At 69.3% G+C, this 24513-nt stretch carries 20 protein-coding genes and 1 pseudogene; 12 read left to right on the forward strand and 9 right to left on the reverse strand.

Features of this window, described 5'->3' with window-relative positions:
* Positions 1-16 precede the first annotated feature (16 nt).
* The 5 genes from OOT46_RS17870 to OOT46_RS17890 form a co-directional block, all read right to left on the reverse strand.
* Positions 17-3181 carry an efflux RND transporter permease subunit gene (locus OOT46_RS17870; RefSeq protein ID WP_265404983.1) on the reverse strand — a complete coding sequence of 1055 codons (3165 nt, stop codon included), beginning with the start codon at positions 3179-3181 and terminating at the stop codon, positions 17-19.
* Between the two features lie 15 nt (positions 3182-3196).
* Positions 3197-4468 carry an efflux RND transporter periplasmic adaptor subunit gene (locus tag OOT46_RS17875; RefSeq protein WP_265404984.1) on the reverse strand — a complete coding sequence of 424 codons (1272 nt, stop codon included), beginning with the start codon at positions 4466-4468 and terminating at the stop codon, positions 3197-3199.
* Positions 4469-4479: 11 nt separating this feature from the next.
* Entirely contained in the window at positions 4480-5739 is a 1260-nt protein-coding gene (locus OOT46_RS17880) for a TolC family protein (protein ID WP_265404985.1), read from the reverse strand.
* A 111-nt stretch (positions 5740-5850) separates the two neighbouring features.
* Entirely contained in the window at positions 5851-6213 is a 363-nt protein-coding gene (gene czcI, locus OOT46_RS17885; protein WP_265405010.1) for a cation efflux protein, CzcI family, read from the reverse strand.
* 62 nt (positions 6214-6275) lie between these two features.
* Positions 6276-8537, reverse strand: coding sequence for a heavy metal translocating P-type ATPase (locus tag OOT46_RS17890; RefSeq protein WP_265404986.1), 2262 nt, complete (start codon positions 8535-8537; stop codon positions 6276-6278).
* Between the two features lie 446 nt (positions 8538-8983).
* Here OOT46_RS17890 and OOT46_RS17895 point away from each other — a divergent pair, with 446 nt between their 5' ends.
* From OOT46_RS17895 to OOT46_RS17910, 4 genes are all read left to right on the forward strand, one after another.
* Positions 8984-9628 carry a PEP-CTERM sorting domain-containing protein gene (locus OOT46_RS17895; protein WP_265404987.1) on the forward strand — a complete coding sequence of 215 codons (645 nt, stop codon included), beginning with the start codon at positions 8984-8986 and terminating at the stop codon, positions 9626-9628.
* 847 nt (positions 9629-10475) lie between these two features.
* A complete protein-coding gene (locus OOT46_RS17900; RefSeq protein WP_265404988.1) occupies positions 10476-10769 on the forward strand; it encodes a hypothetical protein in 294 nt (97 codons plus the stop codon).
* A gap of 126 nt (positions 10770-10895) precedes the next feature.
* Positions 10896-12269, forward strand: coding sequence for an MATE family efflux transporter (locus OOT46_RS17905; RefSeq protein ID WP_265404989.1), 1374 nt, complete (start codon positions 10896-10898; stop codon positions 12267-12269).
* A gap of 227 nt (positions 12270-12496) precedes the next feature.
* On the forward strand, positions 12497-12793 hold the full coding sequence (locus tag OOT46_RS17910) for a hypothetical protein (protein WP_265404990.1): 297 nt from the start codon (positions 12497-12499) through the stop codon (positions 12791-12793).
* Between the two features lie 48 nt (positions 12794-12841).
* Here OOT46_RS17910 and OOT46_RS17915 read toward each other — a convergent pair whose 3' ends face one another.
* Positions 12842-13366, reverse strand: a complete 525-nt coding sequence (locus OOT46_RS17915) for an H-NS family nucleoid-associated regulatory protein (protein ID WP_265404991.1) — start codon at positions 13364-13366, stop codon at positions 12842-12844.
* A 446-nt stretch (positions 13367-13812) separates the two neighbouring features.
* On the opposite strand from OOT46_RS17915, the gene OOT46_RS17920 reads away from it, so the two are divergent.
* Positions 13813-14736, forward strand: a complete 924-nt coding sequence (locus tag OOT46_RS17920; protein WP_265404992.1) for an AraC family transcriptional regulator — start codon at positions 13813-13815, stop codon at positions 14734-14736.
* 13 nt (positions 14737-14749) lie between these two features.
* Here the strand turns inward: OOT46_RS17920 and OOT46_RS17925 are convergent.
* Positions 14750-14878 (reverse strand): annotated as a pseudogene (locus OOT46_RS17925) (AraC family transcriptional regulator); the annotation flags it as partial.
* A 78-nt stretch (positions 14879-14956) separates the two neighbouring features.
* On the opposite strand from OOT46_RS17925, the gene ylqF reads away from it, so the two are divergent.
* Together ylqF and OOT46_RS17935 are read left to right on the forward strand one after the other, a co-directional pair.
* The gene (gene ylqF, locus OOT46_RS17930; RefSeq protein WP_265404993.1) at positions 14957-15904 is read left to right on the forward strand and encodes a ribosome biogenesis GTPase YlqF; all 948 of its coding nucleotides are present in this window, start codon (positions 14957-14959) and stop codon (positions 15902-15904) included.
* Positions 15905-15938: 34 nt separating this feature from the next.
* Positions 15939-16484 (forward strand): hypothetical protein, encoded by a 546-nt coding sequence (locus OOT46_RS17935; RefSeq protein ID WP_265404994.1) that lies wholly within the window; start codon positions 15939-15941, stop codon positions 16482-16484.
* A 25-nt stretch (positions 16485-16509) separates the two neighbouring features.
* Here OOT46_RS17935 and OOT46_RS17940 read toward each other — a convergent pair whose 3' ends face one another.
* On the reverse strand, positions 16510-17100 hold the full coding sequence (locus OOT46_RS17940; RefSeq protein ID WP_265404995.1) for a hypothetical protein: 591 nt from the start codon (positions 17098-17100) through the stop codon (positions 16510-16512).
* A 179-nt stretch (positions 17101-17279) separates the two neighbouring features.
* On the reverse strand, positions 17280-18860 hold the full coding sequence (locus tag OOT46_RS17945) for an ABC transporter substrate-binding protein (RefSeq protein WP_265404996.1): 1581 nt from the start codon (positions 18858-18860) through the stop codon (positions 17280-17282).
* Positions 18861-19158: 298 nt separating this feature from the next.
* On the opposite strand from OOT46_RS17945, the gene OOT46_RS17950 reads away from it, so the two are divergent.
* From OOT46_RS17950 to OOT46_RS17970, 5 genes are read left to right on the forward strand one after another with little or no spacing between them, the layout of a single operon-like run.
* Complete coding sequence (locus OOT46_RS17950; protein ID WP_265404997.1) at positions 19159-21072, forward strand: fatty acyl-AMP ligase; 1914 nt, start codon at positions 19159-19161, stop codon at positions 21070-21072.
* Positions 21056-22135, forward strand: a complete 1080-nt coding sequence (locus OOT46_RS17955) for an acyl-CoA desaturase (protein WP_265404998.1) — start codon at positions 21056-21058, stop codon at positions 22133-22135. The genes OOT46_RS17950 and OOT46_RS17955 overlap by 17 nt, the downstream gene beginning before the upstream one ends.
* Positions 22132-23130, forward strand: coding sequence for an acyl-CoA desaturase (locus OOT46_RS17960; RefSeq protein ID WP_265404999.1), 999 nt, complete (start codon positions 22132-22134; stop codon positions 23128-23130). The genes OOT46_RS17955 and OOT46_RS17960 overlap by 4 nt, the downstream gene beginning before the upstream one ends.
* Positions 23131-23155: 25 nt before the next feature.
* Positions 23156-24148, forward strand: a complete 993-nt coding sequence (locus tag OOT46_RS17965) for an acyl-CoA desaturase (protein WP_265405000.1) — start codon at positions 23156-23158, stop codon at positions 24146-24148.
* Between the two features lie 43 nt (positions 24149-24191).
* Positions 24192-24512, forward strand: a complete 321-nt coding sequence (locus OOT46_RS17970; RefSeq protein ID WP_265405001.1) for an acyl carrier protein — start codon at positions 24192-24194, stop codon at positions 24510-24512.
* Position 24513 lies beyond the last annotated feature (1 nt).

Below are 24513 nucleotides of genomic sequence, written 5' to 3' on the forward strand. Positions count from 1 at the left end.
GGGCGCCGACCCGGCCTCAAGGCGGCGCGGCCGCTGCTGCGGTGGAGAAGGGCACCGCCTTGTCGCGCCGGTGTGCGAGCCGGTACAGCACGGGCAGCACGAGCAGGGTCAGCGCCGTGGAGGACAGGATGCCGCCGATCACGACGGTGGCGAGCGGCCGCTGCACCTCGGCGCCGGTACCGGTGGCGATCGCCATCGGCACGAATCCGAGCGAGGCCACCAGGGCCGTCATCAGCACCGGCCGCAGCCGGCTCAGGGCACCTTCGCGGACGGCCTCGTCCAAGGGGCGCCCTTTCTCGCGCAGCGTGCGGATGAAGGACATCATCACCAGCCCGTTGAGCACCGCGACGCCCGACAGCGCGATGAAACCCACCGCCGCCGAGATCGACAAGGGGATGCCGCGCAGCCACAGCGCCAGCACACCACCGGTCAGCGCGAAGGGGATGCCCGTGAACACCAGCAGCCCGTCCTTCAGGTTGCCGAACATCGCGAACAGCAGCGTGAACACGAGCAGCAGCGAGACCGGCACGACGATCTGCAGCCGCTCGGTGGCCGACCTCAGGTTCTCGAACTGGCCGCCCCAGCTGGTCCAGTAGCCGCTCGGCACCCGTACCTGACGCTGCAAGGCGTGCTGGGCCTCGGCGACGAAGGACCCGATGTCCCGGCCGCGCACGTTGGCGCTGACGACGATACGGCGCTTGCCGTCCTCGCGGCTGACCTGGTTGGGGCCCGGAGCGAGCTCCAGGCTCGCGACTTCGCTGAGCGGGATGAAGCGGGTGCGAGCGCCTTCCGTCCTCGGCAGGGCCAGCGGCAGCCGCTGCAGCACGTCCAGGTCGCCCCGCAGGTGCTCGGGCAGGCGCACGAGGATGTCGAAGCGCCGGTCGCCCTCGAACAGGGTGCCGGCCTCGCGGCCGCCGACCGCAGCGGCCACCGTCTCCTGCACGTCGCCGACGTTGAGGCCGTAGCGGGCGGTCTTCTCGCGGTCGATGTGCACGGTGAGCATCGGCAGGCCGGTGGTCTGCTCCACCTTGACCGCGGTCGCGCCCGGCACCTCCTGCAGCACTCGGGCGATCTGCTGCGCGGTCGCCTCGAGCCGGGCCATGTCGTCCCCGAAGACCTTGACCGCCACGTCGCTGCGCACGCCCGAGATCAGCTCGTTGAAACGCAGCTGGATGGGCTGCGAGAACTCGTAGTTCTGGCCCGGCAGCCGGGCCAGTTCGGCCTCCACCGCGGCCAGCAGCTCCTCGCGGGTCCTGCGTGGCTCGGGCCAGTCTTCCTGGGGCTTCAGCATGATGTAGCCGTCTGAGATGTTGGGCGGCATCGGGTCGGCGGCGATTTCAGCCGTGCCGGTGCGGGCGAAGACGCGCTCAATCTCAGGGAACTTGTCCTTCAGGGTGCGTTCCAGCAGCCGCTGCATCTCGACCGACTGGGTCAGGCTGGTGCCCGGCATGCGCAGGGCCTGGACGGCGAAGTCGCCCTCGTCGAGGCTGGGCACGAACTCGCTGCCCAGCCGAGTCGCCAACAGCCCGGACAGCACCACGCTGACCCCGGCGAACGTCAGCACCACGGCGTGCGCGCCCAACGCCCGCTCCAGCACCGGCGCGTACCAGCGCCGCGCCGCCTGCATCACGCGGTTGTCCTTTTCGGCCACACGTCGGCCGATGAACAGCGCCACCGCGGCCGGGACGAAGGTCACCGACAGGATCATCGCGCCCAGCAGCGCGATCACGACCGTCAGTGCCATCGGATGGAACATGCGGCCCTCGACGCCGGTGAGCGCGAAGATCGGCAGGTAGACGATCATGATGATCAGCTGCCCGAACAGCAGCGGCCGCCGCGCCTCCTGGGAGGCCGCGAACACCTCGTGGAAGCGCTCGGCACGGGTGAGGGGGCGGCCGTGGCGGGCGTGCGCATGGGCCAGGCGCCGCACGCAGTTCTCGACGATAACGACCGCCCCGTCGACGATGATGCCGAAGTCCAGTGCGCCCAGGCTCATCAGGTTGGCGCTGAGCTTCTGGCTCACCATGCCGGTGAATGTGAAGAGCATGGACAGCGGGATCACCGCGGCCGTGATGAGCGCCGCGCGCAGGTTGCCGAGGAAGATGAACAGCACCGCGATCACCAGTACTGCGCCCTCGAAGAGGTTCTTCCTGACGGTGGCGATGGCCTTGTCGACCAGCACCGTGCGGTCGTAGACCGTGACGGCCTTGACGCCTTCCGGCAGCGTGCGGTTGATCTCCTCCATCCTGAGGGCCACGGCCTGGGAGACCCGGCGGCTGTTCTCGCCGATCAGCATGAAGACGGTGCCCAGCACCGCCTCGCGGCCATTGTCGGTGGCGGCGCCGGTGCGCAGTTCGCGTCCGATCTCCACGCTGGCAACGTCGCGCACGCGGATCGGCACGCCGTCGGCATGGCTCAGGATGACATGGCCGATGTCCTCCGGCGTGCGTACCTGCCCGGGGGCACGGATCAGGTACTGCTCGCCGCGCTTTTCGATATAGCCGGCGCCGACATTGCCGTTGTTGCGCTCCAGTGCCGTCACGATGTCGCTCATCGTCAGGCCGAGCGCGCTCAGCTTCTCGGGCAGGGGCGCGACCTGGTACTCCTTGGCGTAGCCGCCGATGGTGTTGATCTCGGTCACGCCGGGCACGGTGCGCAGCTGCGGCTTGATGATCCAGTCCTGGATCTCGCGCAGGTCGGTCGCGGTGTAGGGCGTGCCGTCGGGTTTCGTGGCGCCGTCTTCGGCCTCCACGGTCCAGAGATAGATCTCGCCCAGCCCGGTGGAGATCGGACCGATTGCCGGCGTGAGGCCCTCGGGCAGCTGCCCGCGTGCCGACTGGAGGCGCTCGTTGACGAGCTGGCGCGCGAAATAGATGTCGGTGCCGTCCTCGAAGATCACCGTGACCTGCGAGAGGCCGTAGCGCGACAGCGAGCGGGTCTGCTGCAGGCCGGGCAGGCCGGCCATGGCTGTTTCGACCGGGTAGGTGATGCGCTGCTCGGTTTCCAGCGGGGAGTAGCCGGGCGCCTCGGTATTGATCTGGACCTGGACATTGGTGATGTCCGGCACGGCGTCGATGGGCAGCTGGCGATAGCTGAAGACGCCGAGCGCGGCCATGCCCAGAACCGCCAGCAGAACCAGCCAGCGCTGCTCGATGGCGAAGCGGATGAGACGTTCGAACATGGATCCTGCTCCGCTTCAGTGGACGTGCTCGGCCGTGGTCTTGCCCACTTCCGACTTGACGACAAAGCTGCCCGCTGCGGCATGCGCGACGCCGGCCTTCAGCCCCTGGACGATCTCGACGCGCCGCGCATCGCTGCGGCCGGTCACCACCGGCTGGGGCAGGAAACCGCCCGGCACCTTGACGAACACGACCTGCCGCCCGTCCAGCGTCTGCAGCGCGTCCTTGGCGACCGTCACCGGGGCCTCGGCGTCGGAGGCGACCCCCTCGACCGTGACGAACAGCCCCGGACGCCAGGCGCCGCGCGGGTTGGGCAAGGTCACGCGCGCCTGCGCGGTGCGGGTCTGCTCGCCGATCAGCGCGCCGACATGGGCCACCGTGCCGCTGGCCGTCTCGTCGAAGGCGCTGGAGCGGATCTGCACCTTGTCGCCGACGCGCAGCTGATTCAGCGCGCGTGCCGGCACGTCGATCACCGCCCAGACGCTGGACAGGTCGGAGATCGTGAAGATCCTGGTGTCGTCCTTGACGACTTCGCCCAGCGCCAGGTGTTTCTCCACCACCATGCCCCCGAAGGGCGCGCGCAACTCGAAGCGGTTGAGCGAGGTGGCGCTGGCGCCGGCGCCCAGGGCCTGCAGCTTCTGATGGGCGTTGGCAACCGCGATCTCGGCTTCGCGCAGGGCCTGCTGGGCCTGCAGCAGGTCCTGCTCGGGCGAGATCTTCTCCTCCCAGAGCTTCTGCTCGCGCTCGTAGGTGGTTTTCGCCAGCGCTTGCCGCCGCTGCGCCGCCTGCAGTTCGCTGCGCAGCTCCGACACCTCGGGGCTGGAGATCACCGCGAGCACCTGGCCCTTGCCGACCTGCTGGCCCAGGCCGGCCGACACGCTCTCGACCACGCCGGCGACCCGCGGCACGACGTGGGCGGTGCGGTCCTCGTTGAAGCGGATCTCGCCGGGCAGCTGCAGGGTCGATCCGATGGGGGCCGGGCGACTGGCCTCCAGCGTGATGGCGGCGCTGCGGATCTGCGCATCGGACAGCCGGATCACGCCTTCGTGGCGGGCGGATCGGCCGTTTTCGGCGCTCTCGTGCCGGTGGTCGGGCGTTTCGGCCTGCTCGTCGGCATGGCCTTCGGCCTCGGCATGCTGATGAGCGTCGCCGTGCGGCTGGCCGTGGGTCTCGCCCGGCCTGGCCGGCTCGGTTCGGAGGATGGCAACGCCGCCCGCCACGCCGAGGGCGAGCAGAACGGCGATGACGAGCGCCTGTTTTTTGCGGATCGAGGGGAAAGTCGGTTGCATCGAAAGATTCCTCAAGGCTGGATCGCGGCAGACGCCGCTGGCTCGACGCCGGCGCCGCTCAGGCGCTCGATCTCGGTGGCGGCGCGGTGGGCATCGGCCAGGGCGCGCAGGAGCTGCGCACGGGCATCGAGCAGCGTGCGCTGCGCATCGAGCACGTCGAGGAAACCGAACTTGCCCAGCTCGAAACCCCGTGTCGCGGCGTCGTAGGCGCCCTGGGCGCTCGGCAGCAGGTCTCGCTGCAAGTCCTCGGCGCGGGCACGTGCCGTGTCCAGGCGTTCCGCCGAGCGCTGCCAGTCGGCCGCCAGTCGCAAGGCGAGGGCGCGGCTGTGGTCGGCGGCCTGGTCCTGGCGGCGCAGCGCCTCCAGCTCGGCGCCGCGGTTGCGATCGAACACCGGCAGCGGCAGGGCCACCCCGATCACGGCCTGCTGGCGGCCCAGTTCCTCGGAGCGCTTGACGCCCAGGCTGACCCGGAGGTCGGGCACCCCCTGCGCGCGCTCGAGGGCGGCCAGCGCCCCCTGGCGTTCGACCTCCAGGCGGGCGGCTCGATACGCCGGCCAGTCCACCACCGGGGGCTGGCCTTGCCGAGGCGGCGCGGGGGGCAGATCGAGGCTGCCTTCGACACGCTCGATGGCCGGGCCGGTGTGGCCGATGGCGGCGGCGAGCTCCTGCAGCGCGGTGCGCAGCCCGCTGCGCGCCTGCAGCAGCTCCAGCTGCACGCCGGCTGCGGCCACCCGGGCCCTGGTCGCTTCGACCGGCGAGATCTTGCCGGCGCTGACGCGCCGTTGCGCGGCGTCGGCCGCGCGCTGCGCCAGCTGCAGCGAACTCTCGGCGAGCCGCACCTGCTCCTGGCCAATCAAGGCGTCGACGAAGGCGATACGCACGGCAGCACGGATGTCCGAGCCGCGCGCTATCAGCTGCACCTCAGCCAGCTCGCGTGAGCGGTCGGCGGCCGCCACGCGGGCCGGACGTTTGCCGCCCAGCTCGACGGGCTGGCTCAACTGCAGCGTGGTGCTGCGGGTGCGGCGCCGGGTATCCTCGACCTCCAGGCCCAGTTCCGGGTTGGGGCGGGAGGCGGCCTGCAGCCGAGCGGCGTCGGCCGCGTCCAGCCCATGCCGGGCGGCCGACAGCTCGGGGTGCCCCCTCGCTGCCCGGGCCAGGGCTTGCGAGAGGGTGAGGGCGGGGGGCTCGCTACGAGCCTCCTCCTGGGCCTGTGTGGGAGGTGGGAGGGTCAGGGCCGCCAAGACGGCGACCGGCATCCAGATCCTGGGCATCGAATTCTCCGGGTTGTGAACGAGACAACGGGGGGAAATCCGGCGCGGAATCAGTCAGCGGTCAGCCGCAGAGGACGCTCGACGTCGAGCAGGGAAGGGGACCGCGCCGGATCAGGCGCGGTGCCAGTTGGGGCGCTCGATGCGTTCGGCGAGCTGGAAGTCGTGGCGTCCGGGCAGCGCGGTCACCCACACGGCGCGCTCGACGCCCCCGAGGGGCAGGGCGAGCGCCGGAGTGATCGGCTTGGCACAACCGAAGTGGCAGCAGGCACAGTCGACGTCGTCGATGCCGAACAGCTTGGCGGACTCCATGCCGCCGTCGCCTTGCGGGCTCTCGGCGGCATGGTGCGCATGCTCGTGGTGCCCGAAGTGGTGTGCGGCCGTGCCGCTCTCGTGCCCGCAATACGCAGCGGCCGCAGCCCAGGAGAACTGCAGCGGCAACAACACCCAGAGGAAGATGGCGAGCCAGCGGCGCATCGGGGCAGTATATCGGCGACAGGTCGTGGTCGGGGCCGTCGGCCCGGCTGCGTTGACCCGGATCAGGCCGGCACCTCCAGCCGCACCCTCATCAGCCGCAGTCCGTTGGCCACCACCAGCAGGCTTGCGCCCATGTCGGCGAACACCGCCATCCACATGGTGGCGTTGCCGAACACCGCCAGCAGCAGGAACACGGCCTTCAGGCCGAGCGCGAAGCCGATGTTCTGCCACAACACCGTGTGCGTCTTGCGCGACAGGCGGATGGTGGCCGGGATGCGCCGCAGGTCGTCGTTCATGATCACGACATCGGCCGCCTCCATCGCCGTATCGGTGCCCGCCGCACCCATGGCGATGCCGATGTCGGCCCGCGCCAGGGCCGGCGCGTCGTTGATGCCGTCGCCCGCCATCGCGGTCGGGCCGAAGCGCCGCTGCAGGTCCTCGATCGCCTGCTGCTTGTCCTGCGGCAGCAGGTTGCCGTGCACCTGCTCGATGCCGGCCTCGCGGGCGATGCTCCGGGCGGTCGCGCTGTTGTCGCCGGTGAGCAGCACCGGCGTGACACCCAGGGCACGCAGTTCGTCGACCGCAGCGCGCGAGGACGGCTTGATCGTGTCCGCCACCGCGAACACCGCGAGCACCTCGGTCTCGGACGCCAGCAGCGTCACGCTGCGGCCGGCGGCCTCATGGGCTTGCAGGCGGGCCTCCAGCTCGTTGCTGCACTGGCCCCGCTCCTCGATCAGCCGATGGTTTCCCAGCACATGGACGCGGCCTTGCACGCAGGCCTGCACCCCGCGGCCGGGCAGAGCCTTGAAGCCCTCCACCTCGGGGCCCTGGCGGCCCAGGCCCTCGGCGATCGCCTGGGACACCGGGTGGTCGGAGCGGCCGGCCAGGGCGGCGGCCAGCGCCAGCATGTGTTCCGGGTCGCCAGCAAGCACCTCTTGCGCCACCAGCCGCGGGCGGCCTTCGGTGACCGTCCCGGTCTTGTCGAGCGCCACCACACGCAGCTTGCGGGCGGCTTCGAGGTGGCTGCCGCCCTTGATCAGGATGCCGCGGCGCGCCGCCGACGCGAGCGCGCTGACCACCGTGACGGGCGTCGAGATCACCAGCGCGCAGGGGCAGGCGATCACCAGCAGCACCAGCGCCTTGTACAGCGCCTCCAGCCAGCCCCAGCCCATCCACAGCGGCATCAACAACGCCACCGCCAGCGCGATACCGAACACCGCGGGGGTGTAGACCTGCGCGAAGCGGTCGACGAAGCGCTGGGTCTGGGCGCGTTGGCCCTGGGCCTGCTCGACGGCATGGATGATGCGCGCCAGCGTGGTGTTGGCGGCCGCCGCCGTGACGCGGAACTCCAATTCGCCGGTGTCGTTGATGGTGCCGGCGAACACGGTGTCGCCGACGCCTTTGTCCACCGGGATGCTCTCGCCCGTCACCGGGGCCTGGTTGAGGGCGCTGCTGCCCCGGCTCACGACACCGTCGAGCGGCACACGTTCGCCGGGGCGGACGCGCACCACGGCGTCCAGCGCGACGTCCGCTGCACGCACGGTGTGCCAACTGCCGTCGGACTGACGCACCTGCGCCTGCTCGGGTGCGAGCGCCATCAACCCCTGGATCGCATGGCGCGCACGGTCGACGGCACGCGCCTCGATCAGTTCCGCAATCGCGTACAGCGCCATCACCATCGCGGCTTCCGGCCACTGACCGATCAGGAAGGCGCCGGTGACGGCCACCGACATCAGCGCGTTGATGTTGAGCTTGCCGCGGCGCAGCGCGGTGTAGCCCTTGGTGTAGGTGTCGAGCCCGGCCAGCCAGATGGCCGCGAAGGCCAGCACCATGCCGAGACCGGTGCTCCAGCCGCTCTCGGGCGCGAGGAACTCGACCAGCTCCGCGGCAATCGCCAGCCCCAGGGCGAGCGCCAGCCGTCCCTGGCCCGCCTCAGCGCCGTGGTCGTGGTGGCCGTGGTGGTCGTGGACATGCGCCGGCGCCTCTGCGCCCGGATCGGCCTCGACCGGCTGCGGCTTGAAGCCGGCCTTCGTGATGGCCTCGATGGCGCGGGGCAGCACCTCGGCCGGCGCCGTGATCGCCAGCGTCCGCGCACGCAGCTGGAAGCTCAGTGCCTGCACGCCCGAGACGGACTCGAGGGCGCGGCGAATCTCGGCTTCCTCGACGGCACAGTCCATCGTGGGGATGCGGTACAGAGCGGCCCCCTTCGAATGGATTGGGCCGGCCGCGGGAGCAGGGGCGGGCGGCGCGTCCGCCCCGCAGCTGTGGCAGGCAGGGCCGGAGCAGGCGCGGCCGGCCTGGGAAAGCGGGTCTTGCAGTTTCATCACTGGTCCTCGTTTCACCTGCATTCGAAAGCCTGTAGCAGGTTGAGAGTCAAGCAGCATTCAACGTGCCGCTCGGGGTGAAGCGAGGCCGGCGATCGCTGGTGCCCGTTGCGGCGTCGGCGCAACAGCGCCTCTACCCGCCCCATGCAGATGTGAATGAAGCGGTGAAGACGTGAGCAGCTGCTCACGGGGGGGCTTGAGATGACGGCGCGAGGCTCGCTCAAGCCACCTCTCGCCGTCCCGAAGTGCAAGGGCGCACTCACCGGCGGCGACGTCGTGGTGGGTCGCGGGCAGCGCCGAAAGCCGCGTTTTCCAGCCGCCCCCTCACCTCAGGGGGCGCCTCTCGAAAGCCCATGCCGCGGGAGTCAAGACGACCCTAAACTGCGCCCGCGCCGATGTCTTCAGGACGCTGGCGCATCCATCAACAATCTCTCGGGGAAGTCAACATGAAGAGATTTGCTCGGTTCAGCCTGTCCGCCATTGCCACGGCCTTTGCGCTGCTTGCGCCCATCGGGTCCGCGCAGGCCGGCATCTACCTGTCCACCGGTGAGCCCTCCGTCGATGAGGCGCAGTACCAGGACGGCCAGTACTACCACTGGATCACGGTGGCGCACGATGCCAAGGTGGTGAACCAGGGGGGCGACTTCGGCTATTTCGGGGCTTACGACGAGTCGCATGTGGTGCTGCAGTCCGGCGACCTCGACACCTACGGCGGCCACGAGCAGAGCTCGATGGAAATGAGCGGCGGCACGGTCAGTTGGATGGAGCTGACCGGCAGCGCGCAGGCATCGATCAGCGGCGGCTCGATCTCGACGCTGTACCGCAGCGGCGAGGCCCGCCTGACGATCTTCGGCCGCGACCTGAAGCTCGAGAACAACCTGCTGTCGGGCGTCTGGTCGGATGGGTCCTCATTCTCGTTCTCGCTGTTCGACGGCTCGCCCTATCAGCAGTACAGCGTCAGCCTCGACTACGTGTCGCTGGTCTCGCTGGCGCCGGTGCCCGAGCCCGAGACCTATGCGCTGATGGCGCTCGGTCTCGGCATGCTGGGTGTCGCGGTGAAGAAGCGCCGTCGCGCCTCGGGCCAGGCCTGAAGCTCCGCAAGCTGGTTCTTGCGCCGGTGCACCTGCCGGCTGCCGCTAGACAAAGCCCCGCATCGCGGGGCTTTTTCTTGGCTGCACGGGCGCTGCCGGGCTCGGCTTCCGCCTCGCAGCGCACACCTTCCCGGTGCCCGGTGCGAGGCTGTTGGATGGGCACTCACTCGCGCTGTAGCGCGCGACAAACGTTTGTGCCATGTTCCGATGGAGGGTCTTGCGCATCGGCACGATCTCTCTATGATGGGCAGCAAGTCACAAGGCAGACCGGTTGGCAAAGCAGCCGGTCCCCTGCGATGACATCAGCCCGTCACTCTCCAACCAGGAGTTCACCGTGTCCCGCTTCGCCTTCTTCCTCTTTGCATCCGTGCCGTCGCCATCGACGCTCGGTTGCCATGCCGCTGCACTGCAGCGACGCATGAACGGGGAAGCTGTGGTCGCGATGGCGTGGCACCGAGAACCCGTGTCTCCGCCGATCCCCACCCGGGGCGCCCGGAGGTCGAGCCACCGCTGAACGGCGCAGCTCTCTCCCGACGGCCCGGATCTTCCGGGCCGTTTGCTTTTCCGAAGCTCTCGACGGCCCGGCAGGCTGAACCCGCCGGGCCGCTTTTGTTGTTTTTCTCTCGTCACAAGGAGTCCACCATGCCAGCACAACAGCCTCTGATGCCTTCTGCCCTGTCCTCCGGCCAGCAGGCCGCACTGCCGTCGGCCGCAGGGCACCCGCGACGCCAGTCGCTGCACGCCATCCGCCGGCTGAGAAGCCAGCCTCCCCCCTGTCCCTGAACCCGGCGGCCGCCGGTCCCCCTGTGTCCTTTGCCAGCGGCGGCCGCCCTTGAGGAGTTCTCTCATGTTGTCGAGCTACCAAACGCACAAGCAGGCAGCCCGGGTCGAATCGCAAACCCTGTGGGGGCTGCCGCGGCGCCTGCTGTGCCAGGTGTTGCTGTACACCGGCGACGCGCTGTTGCGCGCGGCCGAGAGCCTGCAGCCGGTGCGGCAGGCGGCGCAGGCGCGTGCCTGTGATGCCGACAGCCCCATGGAAGAGCCGCGCGTGGAGTTCCACGCCGAGCCGGGTGCCTGCGACGGCGCCCTGTATGTCGATGGCGAGTACATCGGGCGCTTGCCCGGCGTGCGGCGCCTGTGAGGCCCGGCGGCGAGGCGGGGGAGCCGGCTCCCCCGCCTCGCCGTGACCGCGGTGTCCGCGTGGCAGTAAGGACATCGACGCGCCCCTACTCTCTGCCCCTTGTTGTCCGTCCCCGATGTGATGCCGATGTCCAGACTGCAGCGTTTTGTCGCCGAGAGCCGGGCCCTGTCCCAGCTGGCCGTTCCCATCATCCTGTCCCAGGTGGCCTATGTGCTGATGGGGCTGATCGACACCGTGATGTCCGGCCAGGCCGGCGCCGTGGAGCAGGCCGTGGTCGGCCTGGGCGTGGCGCTGTGGGTGCCCATCTTCATCGGGCTGATGAGCGTGGTGCAAGCCGTCAGTCCGGTGGTGGCGCATCATTTCGGCGCCGGCGACAAGGCGGCCGTGGTGGCCGACACGCGCGAAGGCGTGTGGCTGGCAGCCTGGGTCAGTGTGATTCCTTTCGCGCTGATGCCCTTCGTGACCGACTTGTTGTCGCTCGCGGGCATCGCGGCCGAACTCGCCGAGAAGACGGCGCTGTTCCTTTGGGGCATCGCCTTCGGCATGCCGGCGGCCTTGCTGTTCCGCGCGCTGGCTTTCTACTCGGCCAGCATCAACCAGCCCAAGCCGATGATGTTCCTGGCCTTCCTCGGCCTGGGTGTGAACAGCTTCTTCAACTGGGTGCTGATCCACGGGCACTTCGGCTTTCCGGCGATGGGCGGCGCAGGTTGCGGCTGGGCCACCGCCATTGGCATGTGGACCGGCCTGGTCGGGCTGCTCGCTTCGACGGCGCTGGCGCCTGCCTACAAGCCCTACTACCTGTGGCACGGCTGGTCGCTGCCGACCTGGGCCGGCCAGCGGCGGCTGCTGCGCATCGGTTTGCCCATGGGCGGGGCCGGGCTGGCCGAGGTGGCGGCCTTCTCCAGCGTGGCGGTGCTGGTGGGGCGCTTCGGTGCGGTGCAGATCGCGGCCCACCAGGTGGCGCTGAACTTCGCGGCGCTGATCTTCATGTTGCCGATGGGCCTGTCGTCGGCCCTGTCGATCCGCGTCGGGCAGTCGCTCGGCGCCGGCGACGCGCGCCAGGCGCGCTTTATCTCCTGGACCGGCATCGCGCTCGGGCTGGCGATCGCGCTGGCCGCCATCGGGCCCATGGTGCTGGGCCGCGACGCCATCGCGGCGCTCTACAGCAGTGACCTCGCGGTGCGCCAGCTGGCCGCCACGCTGCTGCTTTTTGCCGCCCTGTGGCAGCTCTTCGACGCGACGCAGGTCTGCGCGATCGGCGCCTTGCGCGGCTACAAGGTCACCTTCCTGCCCATGCTGCTGATGCTGCTGGCCTTCTGGGGCATCGGCATCCCGCTCGGCAGCTGGCTGGGCTACCGGGGCCTGCCCGGCGGCGAGCCGCTGCAGGTCTACGGCTTTTGGGTGGGCCTGGTGGTGGGACTGGTGCTGGTGTCGATCGGCCTGGCCGCGGCGTTGCGGGCGGTGGCTCGCGGGGCCCTGCAGAACGCGGTACGCAGCTGACCGCTTATTGCGCCTCTTTCACCTGGAAGCTGGGGCGGGCCGGACGCCGCAGGGTCAGTCCTCCCCCGCATCCGCGGGGACGAGTGTTGCGCTCGGCGCGCTGCGCGCCGATCCTCTTGTTCGGCGCCCGAAGTATCTCGGGTCGCAAACAACGGCTGTGTCGAAGGCCGAGGTTGGTGCCTCCCAAGGGCACCGCGGGTCGGAATGCCGAACAACAGGAGAGTCGCGTGAACAGCATCTGGGAGACCACCAAGTTCCTCATCGAGAAAGGCCACCTTGCTGCTGCCGAACCGGCAGAGCCCGCGGCCGAGCCGGAAGGCCGTTCCCGGCTTTGTCTGCTGCCTTACACCGTGGTGCTGCGCCGCCCCTGTGAGCAGGTGGAGTACGAGACCGTCCTCGTGTGGGCGCAGACCTGGCACGAGGCGGTCCAGCTGGTGCTGGACGACAAACAGGACCACGACGTCTGCGCCGTCTTCGCGGGCCATCACTCGGACGTCTGGAACGAGGGGGCCGCGCAGGCCTGACCCGGCCGTGCCGGACGGCTGCGGCCTGGGCCCCGGTGCGCCGGCGGCTCAACCGTTGACGGCAAAGTCTTCCAGGGTCTTGCCGGACTTGAGCGCCGCGACCAGCCACTTGGGTTTGGAGCCGCGCCCGCTCCAGGCATTGCCCGCATCGTCGCGATATTTGATCGGGACCTTGCGGCCGGTCTTGCCCGAGGCGGCAGGACGGCGCGCCGCCTTGGGCGAAGCGGGCTTGGCCAACGCATAGTCTTCCAGGCTGTGTCCGCCCGCGAGGGCCTCGCGCAGCCAGGCCGGTTTGGGCCCGCGGCCTGACCAGATCTGGCCCTGCTCGTTGCCGTACTTCACGTTGGCACTCGGCAATGCCGCGGCCTTTCGGCCGCCGCCCGTGGCTTCCCCGGGTCTCGTGCGCCGTGTCACCCCTGAAGAGAATCCCAGATCCTCGGCCGTCAGGTCGTAGTAGGCGATCGCTTCCTTGATTTTCGCAATCACGCCCTGCGCTTCTTTGCGCTTCAGGACATTCGCCTTTTGTTTCAGTGCTTCTATCTGCTGGACGAGCTGTGAATATGACTTGGTCATTGAATCGCCCTATGTCAGGAAAAGTCGGGAGGATATCGGGTTGCTCCCCGAGGGTGAAGTGGTAGGTATGTCGCCGTCCGGTCTATGCAGGAAGCTGCAAGGTGCGATGCGCCTCGAATGCGTGGCGCCCGGGAGGACGGAGTGCGCGCTTTTCGACGGGGTTGGGAAGATTTTCCCGGTACTTGCGGAGAATGACTGCCGGACAGTGCGGAAAGGAGAAAAGGCTGGAGGAGCGAAAAGGGTAAAGCCCGACAAAGGGACGAAAGGGCGAGAAGGACGAGCGGCGCGTATTCGGCCACCGATCGAATGGGCGGGCTTGACCTTGAGGTGCAGGGACGGAGTGTCCGACCGTGAGACAGAGGTTCGAATCGGCTGTAAATTACGCCGGACCTGCCCCGTACCATCCCCAAGCCGGGCGCTGGCAAACGCTCAGCTGCCAACATGCGATGACCCTCAGAAGCAGACCCCGCGTCAGCTCACCGGAGCTGGAACTGGAATTCAGGCGCGACCCCGCCGCGGGCTATGAGCGCCACATGGTGGCCGAGCAGGTGCGCTGTCTGGACCACGGATTTCCGAGCCCACTGGTGCGCTGGCATTGCCACGAAGAGTACGAATTGCATCTGATCGTGGCGACCCGCGGCAAAGCCTATGTGGGCGACTATGTGGGTGACTTCGGACCGGGACATCTGGTGCTGACCGGGCCGCATCTGCCGCACAACTGGATCTCCACCGAGGTGCCCGAAGGCGGCGTCGCGCTGCGCGACATCGTGATGCAGTTTTCCGACCAGGCGCTGAGGCAGGCGGCCGGTCCGCTGGTCGAGTTGCGCGAAGTCCTGCCGATGCTGGACCGCGCCGCCAGCGGGCTGGAGTTTTTCGGCCTCAGCGAGGTCGTGCAGCAGTCCTACTATGCAATCCGGCAGCAGCGCGGCCTGCGCCGGCTCTGTCTGTTCCTGGACCTGCTCGAAAGGCTCGCCGCGTGCCGCGAGACACGCCAGCTGTCCTCGGCCCGTCCGGAGCCGGTCCATGAGGACGCGCAGGCCGACCCGATGCTGCAGGCGCTCGACTTCATCCAGGAGAACTACCTGCTCGATCTGAGCCTGCCGGCGGTCGCAGCCCGTGTCGACATGACACCCAGCCGCTTCTCCCGGCACTTTCAGCGCGCCACCGGCCTGAGCTTCAGCGACTACCTGAACGGCTTGCGGGTGCAGCGCGCCTGCCATCTCCTGATGACGACGGCGGCCCCGGTCGGCGATGTCTGCTACGACGCCGGCTTCAACAACGTCGCCAACTTCAACCGGCGTTTCCGCGCTGCGAAGGGCATGACGCCGAAGCAGTTCCGCAGGGAAGCCGAGGGGCGGTTCGGCCGCTGAAGCCCCCTGCGCCTCAGGTCGGGGCGCGGGCGCCGTAGCGGCCCAGGGCCTGGCGGCGGAATTCTTTCGCGGTCATGCCCTTGATCTGCAGCAAGCGCCGGTTGAAGTTGGCGACCTTGTTGAAGCCGACCTCGTAGCAGATGCCGCCTGTCAGGAGACAATGGGGTTTGCCCGTCTGAATCGTGGCGCACTGCAGCAGAGACAAGGAAAGAGACTGGACATGGCCATCCAATGGTTCCCGGGCCACATGCACGCCACGAAAAAGGCCATCCTCGAGCGCATGAAAGGCGGCATCGACGTGGTGGTCGAACTGCTCGATGCCCGGCTGCCGGGCTCGAGCAGCAATCCGCTGCTGGCCCAACTGACCCAGGGCAAGCCGGCGCTGAAGCTGCTCAACAAGCAGGATCTGGCCGACCCGGCCCGTACCGACCAGTGGCTGGACCACTACAACAGCCTGCCCGCGACCCGGGCCCTCGCGCTGGACGCGAGCATTGCAGCGCCGGCGCAGCGGCTGATCGCCGCCTGCCGGGAGCTGGCGCCCTTGCGCGGCGGGCTTGCCAAGCCGGTGCGGGTGCTGGTCTGCGGTATCCCCAATGTCGGCAAGTCCACCTTGATCAACAGCCTGGCCGGCAAGCGGGCCGCCAAGACCGGCGACGAGCCGGGCATCACCAAGCTGGAGCAGAAGATCGCGCTGGCCAGCGATTTCTACCTGTTCGACACGCCGGGCATGCTGTGGCCCAAGATCATCGTCGAGCCGAGCGGCTACAACCTGGCCGCCAGCGGGGCGGTGGGGCGCAACGCCTACGATGAAGAGGAGGTGGCGCTGGAACTGCTGGCCTATTTGAAAGCGGAGTACCCGGACCGCCTCGCCGAGCGCTACAAGCTGGAGGAGGTCGGCCAGCGCAGCGACGAGGAGTTGCTGAGCGCGATCGGTCGCACCCGCGGCGCGGTGCTGCCGGGCGGGCGCGTCAGCCTGCACAAGGCCGGCGAGATCGTGCTGAACGACTTCCGCAATAGCAGCCTCGGGCGCATCACGCTGGAAACACCGGCCCAGTACGCGCAGTGGCTGGCCGAGGGCGAGCGCCTCGAGGCCGAGCGGCAACAGAAGAAGCGCAGCCGCGGCCGGCGCGCCGACGAGGTGCAGGGTGGCTCGGGCACCGCGTCATGAACGGGAATCGGCGGCCGCGTTGTGGAAGCGCCCGATGAAGGACGAGCTGCTGGAACTGCTGTACCGGCTGGGGCGCGGCCGCATCGAACCCGCGGTGCTGCGCGCGCTCACCGAAGAGGTGGCCGAGGCCTGTGCCGACCCGCGCGGCTGGCTGCGTTGGCACGAGACCTCGGGCTGGCACGAGCGTTTCGCGGCACCGCTGTGGCAATGGGTGTTGTGTCGCGGTTTGCCGGCCGAGGTGCTGTTGCGCGGCGACACCCTGGAGGCGCTGTACGAGTCGCTGATCGGGGGCCTGGACGAGGAGTCTGCCGGCGCCCTGATGCTGAGTGTGGACGAGGTGGCCGGCTTCGCCGACCCGGTGGTGGCCTTGCAGGCTGTCCAGGACGAACTGGAAGGGCTGGGTCATGCAGGCGGCTACAGCCTGCTCGACTTCGGTCCCGACCTCGGCGAGCCGCTGCAACTCGTGCTGGTGCACAGTGTCGAACTGCCGCGCGTGCTGGACCTGTGCAGCGCGCTCGGCATCCCGGCGGCGCCGTCCTGCCAGGCCTTGAGGGACGCCATCAGGCTGGGCGGCCGCTGAGCGGGCCGCTCGCAGCGCTTACGGCTCAGCCCGTGATGCGGTGCAGCGCAAAGGGACGGCGCGGGAACACCGTCGGGGGCCAGGGGTGGCGCGCGTCGTAGAGGCACAGCGAGGAAATCAGGCCGGTCGCCGCGGACTGCTGCAGCCCGAGGATGATGTAGACCGGCTCCCAGTTGCCGGGCTGGCTCTGCAGCCAGATGCCCGGGTAGATGGCCGGGTTCAGCGGCAGGGCGCGGAAGTTGCCGAAGCGCGGCATCGGCGTCGCGCCGTTGGCAACGAACACGCCGTTGAACACACCCTCGGTCGGCGCATAGGGGGCCGAACGCAGCACCGCGAAGCTGATCCGCAGGGGCTGGGCCTCCCCCGCGGGCAGGGTGCCGGCGAAGCTGCCCGCCAAGCCCTTGAGGTCGTAGAAGGGCTCGTCGGTCGGGATGCCGGCGCATTCGGGCAGGGCCGGCATCTTGTCGTCGCCCGGGAACAGGCGCGCCGCCTGCTGCCCGTTGGGCGGGGGCAGGGCCTCGCGGCCCGGTACGCCGGGCCGGGGGGCATCGGCACCGCCGACCGGCAGGGCCAACGCCGCCAGAGCCAGCCCCCAGAAGGCAAGAGAAATACGCATGAAGGTTCTCCACCGGGGACGGGGATACGTCCAACCCTTACTCCACGGCACCTGCCCCGTGTTTTCACGCGCCGCGTCTGGGCCGACCCAAGGTGGATAGCGGCTGGCCGCCCGGGTGGCAAGACAGGCTCTACCCTTCCCGGTAGATCCGACAGGCCCCTCAGCCGCCGCGTGCCTGCTCAACGTTTGGTCACCCACTTCACTTCGAAGTGGTTGTCGGCCCGGTGTGCGGCTTGAATGTCGCTGCGCATCGCCCAGGTGTTGAACTGCCGGTGCAGCGGGATGTGGTGCACGTTCTCGTTGTGCAACAGGAACACCTGGCGGATCAGCGCGCGCCGCTTCTCGGGGTCGATCTCCCGGCCGCTTGCCGCGGCCAGCGCGTCGAGCGTGTCGTTGCGGTAGTTGCCGCGGTTGTACTCGCCGACCCCCTTTTCGCCGCGGTTGCGGTAGATCGGCGTGAAGGTGGTCTCGGCGTCGGTGATGGGGCCGCCCCAGCCGAACAGGTAAAGCGAGGTGTCGAGCTTCTCCAGCTTCGGAAAGAAGGTCGACTTCGGCATCGCATTGACGCGCACCTTGACGCCGATGCGGGCCCACATCGAGGCGAGCGTCTGGCAGATGCGCTCGTCGTTGATGTAGCGGTTGTTGGGGCAGTCCATCGTCACGCCGAAACCGTCGGCATAACCGGCCTCGCGCATCAGGCGCCGCGCTGCCGCGGGGTCGTAGGGCAGCCGCTTCTCGACCTCGGGGTCGTGGTGGTGCGCGCGCGCGGAGGGCACCACGGCGCCAGTGGGCGCCGCCTGGCCGTTCATCAGCTTGGTGCGCAGGGTCTCGATGTCGATGGCCTGGTAGAGCGCGCGGCGCACCCGCAGGTCCTTGAAAGGGTTTTTGCCCTTGACGCTGGCATAGAGCAGCTCGTCGCGTCCCTGGTCCATGCCGACGAAGATGATGCGGTTTTCCTGCCCCTCGACGAGACGCAGGCCCCTGGCGCGGCGCAGTCGTTCGAGGTCGCGTGGCGGCGGATCGAGGATGAAGTCCACCTGGCCGGAGACCAGCGCGGCCACGCGGGTCGCGTCGCTGCGGATCGGCGTGTAGACGATCTCCTGGATGTTGCCCTCGATCTGGCCCCAGTAGTTGGGGTTGCGTTTCAGCACCGTGCGCACGTCGGGCTCCCGGCTCACGAGCATGTAGGGTCCGGTGCCGTTGGCATGGAAGGTGGTGTAGCGCTCCTCCTTGCCGCTGAAGTCCAGCGGCTGCACGGCATCGTGCTCCTCGCACCAGCCGCGGCTCATGATGAGCACGGCGCCGAGGTGGTCGAGGAAGATGGGGTTGAACTGCGACAGCCGGAACTCCACCGTCAGGTCGTCCACCTTGCGCGGCTCTCCCAGCGCGCCGGCGTAGACGGCGAACTGCGAGGTCTTCTGCCGCGCGCGCTGCACCGAGAACAGGACGTCGTCTGCGCTGAAAGGCCGGCCGTCGTGGAACTTGACGCCCGGGCGCAGCTTGAGGCGCCACAGCAGCGGCTCCACCTGGGTCCATTCGGTGGCCAGCCCGGGCACGAAGGCGAGCTGCTTGTCCCGCTCCACCAGCTGCTCGTAGATCTGGTGGTTGAAGTTGTTGGTCAAGGTCTCGTTCTGCGAGTAGGGATCCAGCGTCAGCGGATCGCCGGCGCTGGCCCATCGCAGCGTCTGGGCCTGGGCGCCCGCGGCGAGCAGGGCGAGGATCAGGGCGGGGCAAATCGAAGTCAGGGAATGGAGCTTCATGAGCCGGGTCTCCCGTGGGGTGGTTGGCGGTGCGGGGGACAGGCAAGGTCCATGCCGCTGGGGCGGGACGACCTGCCCATTTCTGCCCCTATGAACAGGTTCTCCGACACGGGCTTCTACGCATCATGGATCGCTACTGGCGCCGCTGTGCACGAAGTCCTGACGAAGGCCACAAAGCTCAGGTGAACGGCAAGGCGCAGGTATTGCCTGTGCAGCAGTTCACGCAACTCTTCAGATCTTGCTCATCGGCGGTACAGGCACGGTGAACGTCCGTTCGGTTCAGGAGCAGTGGATTGCCATGAGCACCCCTGTCAGCAGCGCTGTGCCCCGTTTGGCGCGCCCCTCGATGTCTACACATCGAGACGCGGTGCGGCCGGCTTCGGAGGACGCCGCCGCCTGCCGCAGCCTGGTCGAGCTGCTGCAACTGCGCGCCCGGTTGCAGCCTTCGGACACAGCCTTCGTTTTCCTGGCCGACGGGGAGTCCGAGTCGGGCCGGCTGTCCTATGCCGAGCTGGACCGGCAGGCGCGCGCGATCGGCGCGCGGCTGCAGGCGCTCGGCGCGGGCGGCGAGCGCGCCCTGCTGGTCTATCACTCGGGCCTGGACTACATCTGCGGTTTTTTCGGCTGCCTCTACGCCTCGATGACGGCGGTGCCTTGCTATCCGCCGCGCGGCAACCAGAACCTGCAGCGCCTGCACGCCATCGTCGCCGACGCCGATGCCAGCGTCGGGCTCTCGACCGCTGCGCTGCTGCAGGGGGTGCTGGGCCGCGCCGAGGCCGAGGGCCGGCTGTCCGAGCTGCAGTGGATCAGCTCCGACACACTGGGCCAGGCGCCGCCCGGCGCCTGGCAGCAGCCCGAGCTGGACGGGCACTCGCTGGCCTTCCTGCAGTACACCTCCGGCTCCACCGGCTCGCCCAAGGGCGTGATGCTGACGCACGGCAACCTGCTGCACAACGAGCGCATGATCCGCGCCTGCTTCGGGAACGGGGATGCGACCGTGGTCGGCGGCTGGCTGCCGCTGTTCCATGACATGGGGCTGATTGGCAACGTGCTGCAGCCGGTCTACCTGGGGGTGCCCTGCATCCTGATGCCGCCGGCGGCCTTCCTCCAGAAGCCCTTGCGGTGGCTGCAGATGATTTCCCGCTGGGGCGTGACGACCAGCGGCGGCCCCGACTTCGCCTACGACCTGTGTGTGCGCAAGATCAGCGACACGCAACGCGAGGAGCTGGACCTGAGCCGCTGGGACCTCGCCTTCAGCGGCGCCGAACCGGTGCGCGCGGACACGCTGGAGCGCTTCGCCGCCCGCTTTGCGCCGCAGGGTTTCCGGCCGCAGGCCTTCTACCCTTGCTACGGCCTGGCGGAGGCCACCCTGCTGGTGACCGCCGGCGCGAAGCAGGTGACGCCGCGCTGTCTCGCTGTCGAGAATGCGGCGCTGGCGCGCGGCGAGGTCCGGCCTCTGCCGGCCGCCGATGCAAGGGCCGGCCCCGGGATGGACCGCGAGTCCTCCACGCTGGTCGGGTGCGGCCATGCCTGGCTGGGACAGTCCGTGCAGGTGGTCGACCCGCAGAGCCGCCTGCCCTGCGGCGAGAACCAGGTGGGCGAGATCTGGGTCGCCGGTCCGAGCGTGGCCCAGGGGTATTGGCGCCGCGAGGAGGCCAGCCGCGAGGTCTTCGGCGCGCAGCTCGCTGGCAGCGGGCAGGGGCCTTACCTGCGTACCGGCGACCTGGGTTTTCTTCACGCCGGCGAGCTGTTCGTGCACGGCCGCATGAAGGATCTCATCATCGTGCGAGGGCAGAACCATGCGCCCGAGGACATCGAGCGCACCGCGACGCGGGTGCACCCGGAATTGGGGGCGAGCGGCTGCGCCGCCTTCTCGGTGGAGGAACAAGGCGCGCAGCGGCTCGTCATCGTCCGGGAGGCCGAACGCAACGCGCGCCACGGCCTGGACATCGAGCGCATCAGCGGCGACATCCGCGAGGCGGTGGCCGCAGAACACGGGCTGCAGGTCCACCGGGTCGTGATCGCCCGCCCGGCCGGTCTGCCCAAGACCTCCAGCGGCAAGGTGCAGCGTTTCCTGTGCCGGCAGCTCTATCTCGCCGGCGGGTTCGCGCCGCCGGGGCGGCCGGTGGAGCGGGTCGCGCCACAGGAGGCCGAGACGGCTGCAGCGGCTGCCGGACCTGCCCCGAGGAGCCGCCATGTCGGCGCAGCTTGAGAGCCACGAGGTGGCGGCCGGCTGGCAGCCCCGGCACAACCCGACCTTGAGCCCGGCCGGGACCGGCCGCGCGCAGTTCCTGCATGCGCTGCTGATCCTGGCGCTGCCACCGGCTGGAACGGTGCTGGCCGTCGCGCTCGCGTGGCGGTGGGGCCTGGGCTGGAGTGATCTGCTCATGCTGGCCGCCATGTATGTCCTGACCATCATCGGGATCACGGTGGGCTTCCACCGCGGCCTCACGCACCGGGCTTTCCAGGCCGGGCCCGCCACTCGCGCGGTGCTCACGGTACTGGGTGCAATGGCGGCGCAGGGGCCGCCGATCTACTGGGTCAGCAACCACCGGCGTCACCATCACTTCAGCGACCGACCGGGCGACCCGCATTCACCGCTGTACGACGAGGAACGCCGCCTGGGCCGGTGGCGCGGGCTCTGGCATGCCCATGTCGCCTGGACCTTCCGGCACCGCCTGAGCAATACGGTGGTGTTTGCCAAGGACCTGATCGCCGACCCGCTGGTGAGCCGGCTCAACCGCCTCTACTTCGTCTGGGTGCTGCTGGGTTTCGGCCTGCCGGCACTGGCGGGGGGGCTGCTGAGCGGCAGCTGGCGAGGGGCGCTGACCGGGCTGTTGTGGGGGGGGTTCGTGCGGCTGTTCCTCACCTACCACGCGACCCACAGCATCAACTCCATCACCCATCTGTTCGGCTCGCGCCCCTTCAACACCCGCGAGCAGAGCCGCAACAACGCCTGGCTGGTGCTCCCCACCGGCGGCGAAGCCTGGCACAACAACCATCACGCCTTCCCGGGCTCGGCGGTGTTCGGCTTGCGCTGGTGGCAGCTCGATCCGGGCGGCTGGGTGGTGCGGGGGCTGGCGCGGCTGCGCCTGATCCACGACGTGAGACTGACCACCCCCGAGATGATCGCGGCCCGGCTCGCGCAGCAGCCGCCGGCCGGCGAGGACCTGCCGGAGCGGGAGACCGACGACGCCCTCCACCGGGAGCCGGCTCACAAGCGGAGTGCCAGGTCCCCGCCGGCACCCGCACGCCAGGGAGAAACACGGCCATGAACGCCCAGACCCAGAACCTGTCGGCCGCGGCCCGGATGCCCCCGTCCCGCCGGGTCGGACTCGACCGCCTGACCATCCAGAACGAGAAACTGCGGGCGACGCAGCGGCGCTTTGCCTACCCCACGGTGTTGCTGCCGACCCTGGGCTTGGCGATCGCCGCGGTCGAGGTGGCCGCCGGCCTGGTGGGCGCGATGGAAGTCACGCTGGCGCTGGCCATGTACGCGGTCACGATGCTGGGCAACACCGTCGGGCTGCACCGCCACCTGACCCACCGCGCCTTCTCGGCGCACCCGTGGGTGAGGGCGGTCCTGGCGGTGCTGGGCTCGATGACGGCGCAGGGGCCGGTCATCAACTGGGTCGCCAACCACCGGCGTCACCACGGCAACAGCGACCAGCCGGGCGATCCCCACTCACCCTATGTCAACCAGGGCGGTCCCAGCGGTGGCTGGCGGGGCTTCTGGCACGCCCACTTCGAATGGATGTTCGACGGCGAGATCACCAATGCGGTGCTGTTCGCCAAGGACCTGCTGCGCGACCCGGTCATCGTGCGCATCAACCGCCAGTACCTGTTCTGGGTGACGCTGGGGCTGGTGCTGCCCGCGGTCATCGGCGGCTGGTGGGCGGGCAGCTGGTTCGGCGCTTTCCAGGGGTTCCTCTGGGGCGGTCTGGTGCGGGTGGCGATGAACCAACATGCGGCCTGGAGCATCAGCTCCTTCGCGCACCTCTTCGGCAGCCGTCCCTATGACACCGGGGCCCACGAGCAGAGCCGCAACCTCGCGCTGCTGGCGCTGCCCATCCTGGGCGAGGGTTGGCACAACAACCACCATGCCTTCCCGAACTGCGCGGTAGTCGGCTTCGAGTGGTGGCAGGTCGACCCCTCGGCCTGGTTGATCCGCTTGCTGGAGCGCTGCGGCCTGGTCTGGGACGTCAAGGGCGTGCCGCCGGCCGAACTGCGTCGGCAGAAACTGCGCCGGCCGGCCGGCGCCCGGGCCTGAACCGCCACCGTGAGCGAGGACACCGATGAACGCCACCCAGGAACTGGAGGCCGGACGTCCCGGCACGCGGCTGCCGCGCCCCACCATGGTGGAGGTGCTGGACAGCCGCCACCTCAAGACCGCACAGCGGCGCCACGCCCAGGCGGTGGTGTTGCTCTCGGCGCTCGGACTGGCCCTGGCCGTCGGCATGCTGGCGGCCGGGCATGTGCCGACCTGGATCGACCTCGGCATCTTCTCGGGCATGTTCCTGGCGGTCGGCATCGGCAGCACCGTCGGCTTCCACCGCCACTTCACGCATCGCAGCTTCAAGGCCGTCACGCCGGTGCGGGTGCTGCTGGCCGTGCTGGGCAGTATGGCGATGCAGGGCACGGTGATCTTCTGGGTGTCGCTGCACCGACGCCACCACCAGTGCAGCGATGCGGCCGGGGACCCGCATTCCCCGCATGTCAGCGACCAGGGGCGGCAGCACCGATCCTTCCTGGCCGGACTCTGGCATTCCTACATCGGCTGGACCTTCCACCACGAGGTGCCCAACGCGGCCTACTACGCACGCGACCTGATACGCGACACCCCCATCGCACGCGTCAACCGGCACTACTTCCTGTGCGTGGCGCTGGGGCTGCTGATCCCGGCGGCCCTGGGCGGGATGCTGCACGGCAGCTGGGCGGGTGTCTTGTCCGGGCTGGTGTGGGGCGGGCTGATCCGGATCTTCGTCTGGCACAACATGATCTGGTCCATCACCAGCGTCGCCCATGTCTTCGGTCGGCGCGACTTCGACAGCGGCGACGCCAGCACCAACAATCTCTGGCTGGCGCTGCCCACGCTGGGCGAGTCCTTCCACAACAACCACCACGCCTTTCCAGGCTCCGCGCTGATGGGGCTGAAGTGGTGGCAGCCCGATCTCGGCGGCTGGGTCGTGCTCGCCCTCGAAAAGCTGGGCCTGGCCTGGGACGTGGGCCGGCCGAGCGCCGAGCTGATGGAGAAGAAGTTGGTCGGCGTGCGGCCGCGACGGGCCTGAATCGGTGTTTTCCTTGATCAACTCGAACTGCGGGAGTACCGGTATGTCCAGTGCAAAGACGCAACCCTTGGAGCAGGACCCTGCGGCGGTGGAGGCGGGCACGACCCACCTGCGCACGCGCGAGCAGGCGGAGGAGTGGATCGTGGCGGTGCTCGCGGACCTGCTCGACCTCGAGCCCGACAACATCGACACCCAGACTTCCTACGACCGCTACGGGCTGGACTCGTCCGCGGCCATCGGCATCACCGACAGCCTGGGCAATTGGCTGGGCGTGCAGCTGGAGCCGACCCTGCTTTACGACCACCCGACCATAGACCGGCTCACCCGCCATCTGGTCGAGGCCGGCCTGGTCAGCGCGGACTGAC

The sequence above is a fragment of the Aquabacterium sp. A7-Y genome (genome assembly GCF_026153205.1).
Lineage (GTDB): Bacteria > Pseudomonadota > Gammaproteobacteria > Burkholderiales > Burkholderiaceae_C > Caldimonas.

Bases quoted from the DNA above. Each gene is read 5' to 3' on its own strand.
- OOT46_RS17870 (WP_265404983.1), bottom strand. From the start codon at position 3,181: ATGTTCGAACGTCTCATCCGCTTCGCCATCGAGCAGCGCTGGCTGGTT.
- OOT46_RS17875 (WP_265404984.1), bottom strand. From the start codon at position 4,468: ATGCAACCGACTTTCCCCTCGATCCGCAAAAAACAGGCGCTCGTCATC.
- OOT46_RS17880 (WP_265404985.1), bottom strand. From the start codon at position 5,739: ATGCCCAGGATCTGGATGCCGGTCGCCGTCTTGGCGGCCCTGACCCTC.
- czcI (WP_265405010.1), bottom strand. From the start codon at position 6,213: ATGCGCCGCTGGCTCGCCATCTTCCTCTGGGTGTTGTTGCCGCTGCAG.
- OOT46_RS17890 (WP_265404986.1), bottom strand. From the start codon at position 8,537: ATGAAACTGCAAGACCCGCTTTCCCAGGCCGGCCGCGCCTGCTCCGGC.
- OOT46_RS17895 (WP_265404987.1), top strand. From the start codon at position 8,984: ATGAAGAGATTTGCTCGGTTCAGCCTGTCCGCCATTGCCACGGCCTTT.
- OOT46_RS17900 (WP_265404988.1), top strand. From the start codon at position 10,476: ATGTTGTCGAGCTACCAAACGCACAAGCAGGCAGCCCGGGTCGAATCG.
- OOT46_RS17905 (WP_265404989.1), top strand. From the start codon at position 10,896: ATGTCCAGACTGCAGCGTTTTGTCGCCGAGAGCCGGGCCCTGTCCCAG.
- OOT46_RS17915 (WP_265404991.1), bottom strand. From the start codon at position 13,366: ATGACCAAGTCATATTCACAGCTCGTCCAGCAGATAGAAGCACTGAAA.
- OOT46_RS17920 (WP_265404992.1), top strand. From the start codon at position 13,813: ATGACCCTCAGAAGCAGACCCCGCGTCAGCTCACCGGAGCTGGAACTG.
- ylqF (WP_265404993.1), top strand. From the start codon at position 14,957: ATGGCCATCCAATGGTTCCCGGGCCACATGCACGCCACGAAAAAGGCC.
- OOT46_RS17935 (WP_265404994.1), top strand. From the start codon at position 15,939: ATGAAGGACGAGCTGCTGGAACTGCTGTACCGGCTGGGGCGCGGCCGC.
- OOT46_RS17940 (WP_265404995.1), bottom strand. From the start codon at position 17,100: ATGCGTATTTCTCTTGCCTTCTGGGGGCTGGCTCTGGCGGCGTTGGCC.
- OOT46_RS17945 (WP_265404996.1), bottom strand. From the start codon at position 18,860: ATGAAGCTCCATTCCCTGACTTCGATTTGCCCCGCCCTGATCCTCGCC.
- OOT46_RS17950 (WP_265404997.1), top strand. From the start codon at position 19,159: ATGAGCACCCCTGTCAGCAGCGCTGTGCCCCGTTTGGCGCGCCCCTCG.
- OOT46_RS17955 (WP_265404998.1), top strand. From the start codon at position 21,056: ATGTCGGCGCAGCTTGAGAGCCACGAGGTGGCGGCCGGCTGGCAGCCC.
- OOT46_RS17960 (WP_265404999.1), top strand. From the start codon at position 22,132: ATGAACGCCCAGACCCAGAACCTGTCGGCCGCGGCCCGGATGCCCCCG.
- OOT46_RS17965 (WP_265405000.1), top strand. From the start codon at position 23,156: ATGAACGCCACCCAGGAACTGGAGGCCGGACGTCCCGGCACGCGGCTG.
- OOT46_RS17970 (WP_265405001.1), top strand. From the start codon at position 24,192: ATGTCCAGTGCAAAGACGCAACCCTTGGAGCAGGACCCTGCGGCGGTG.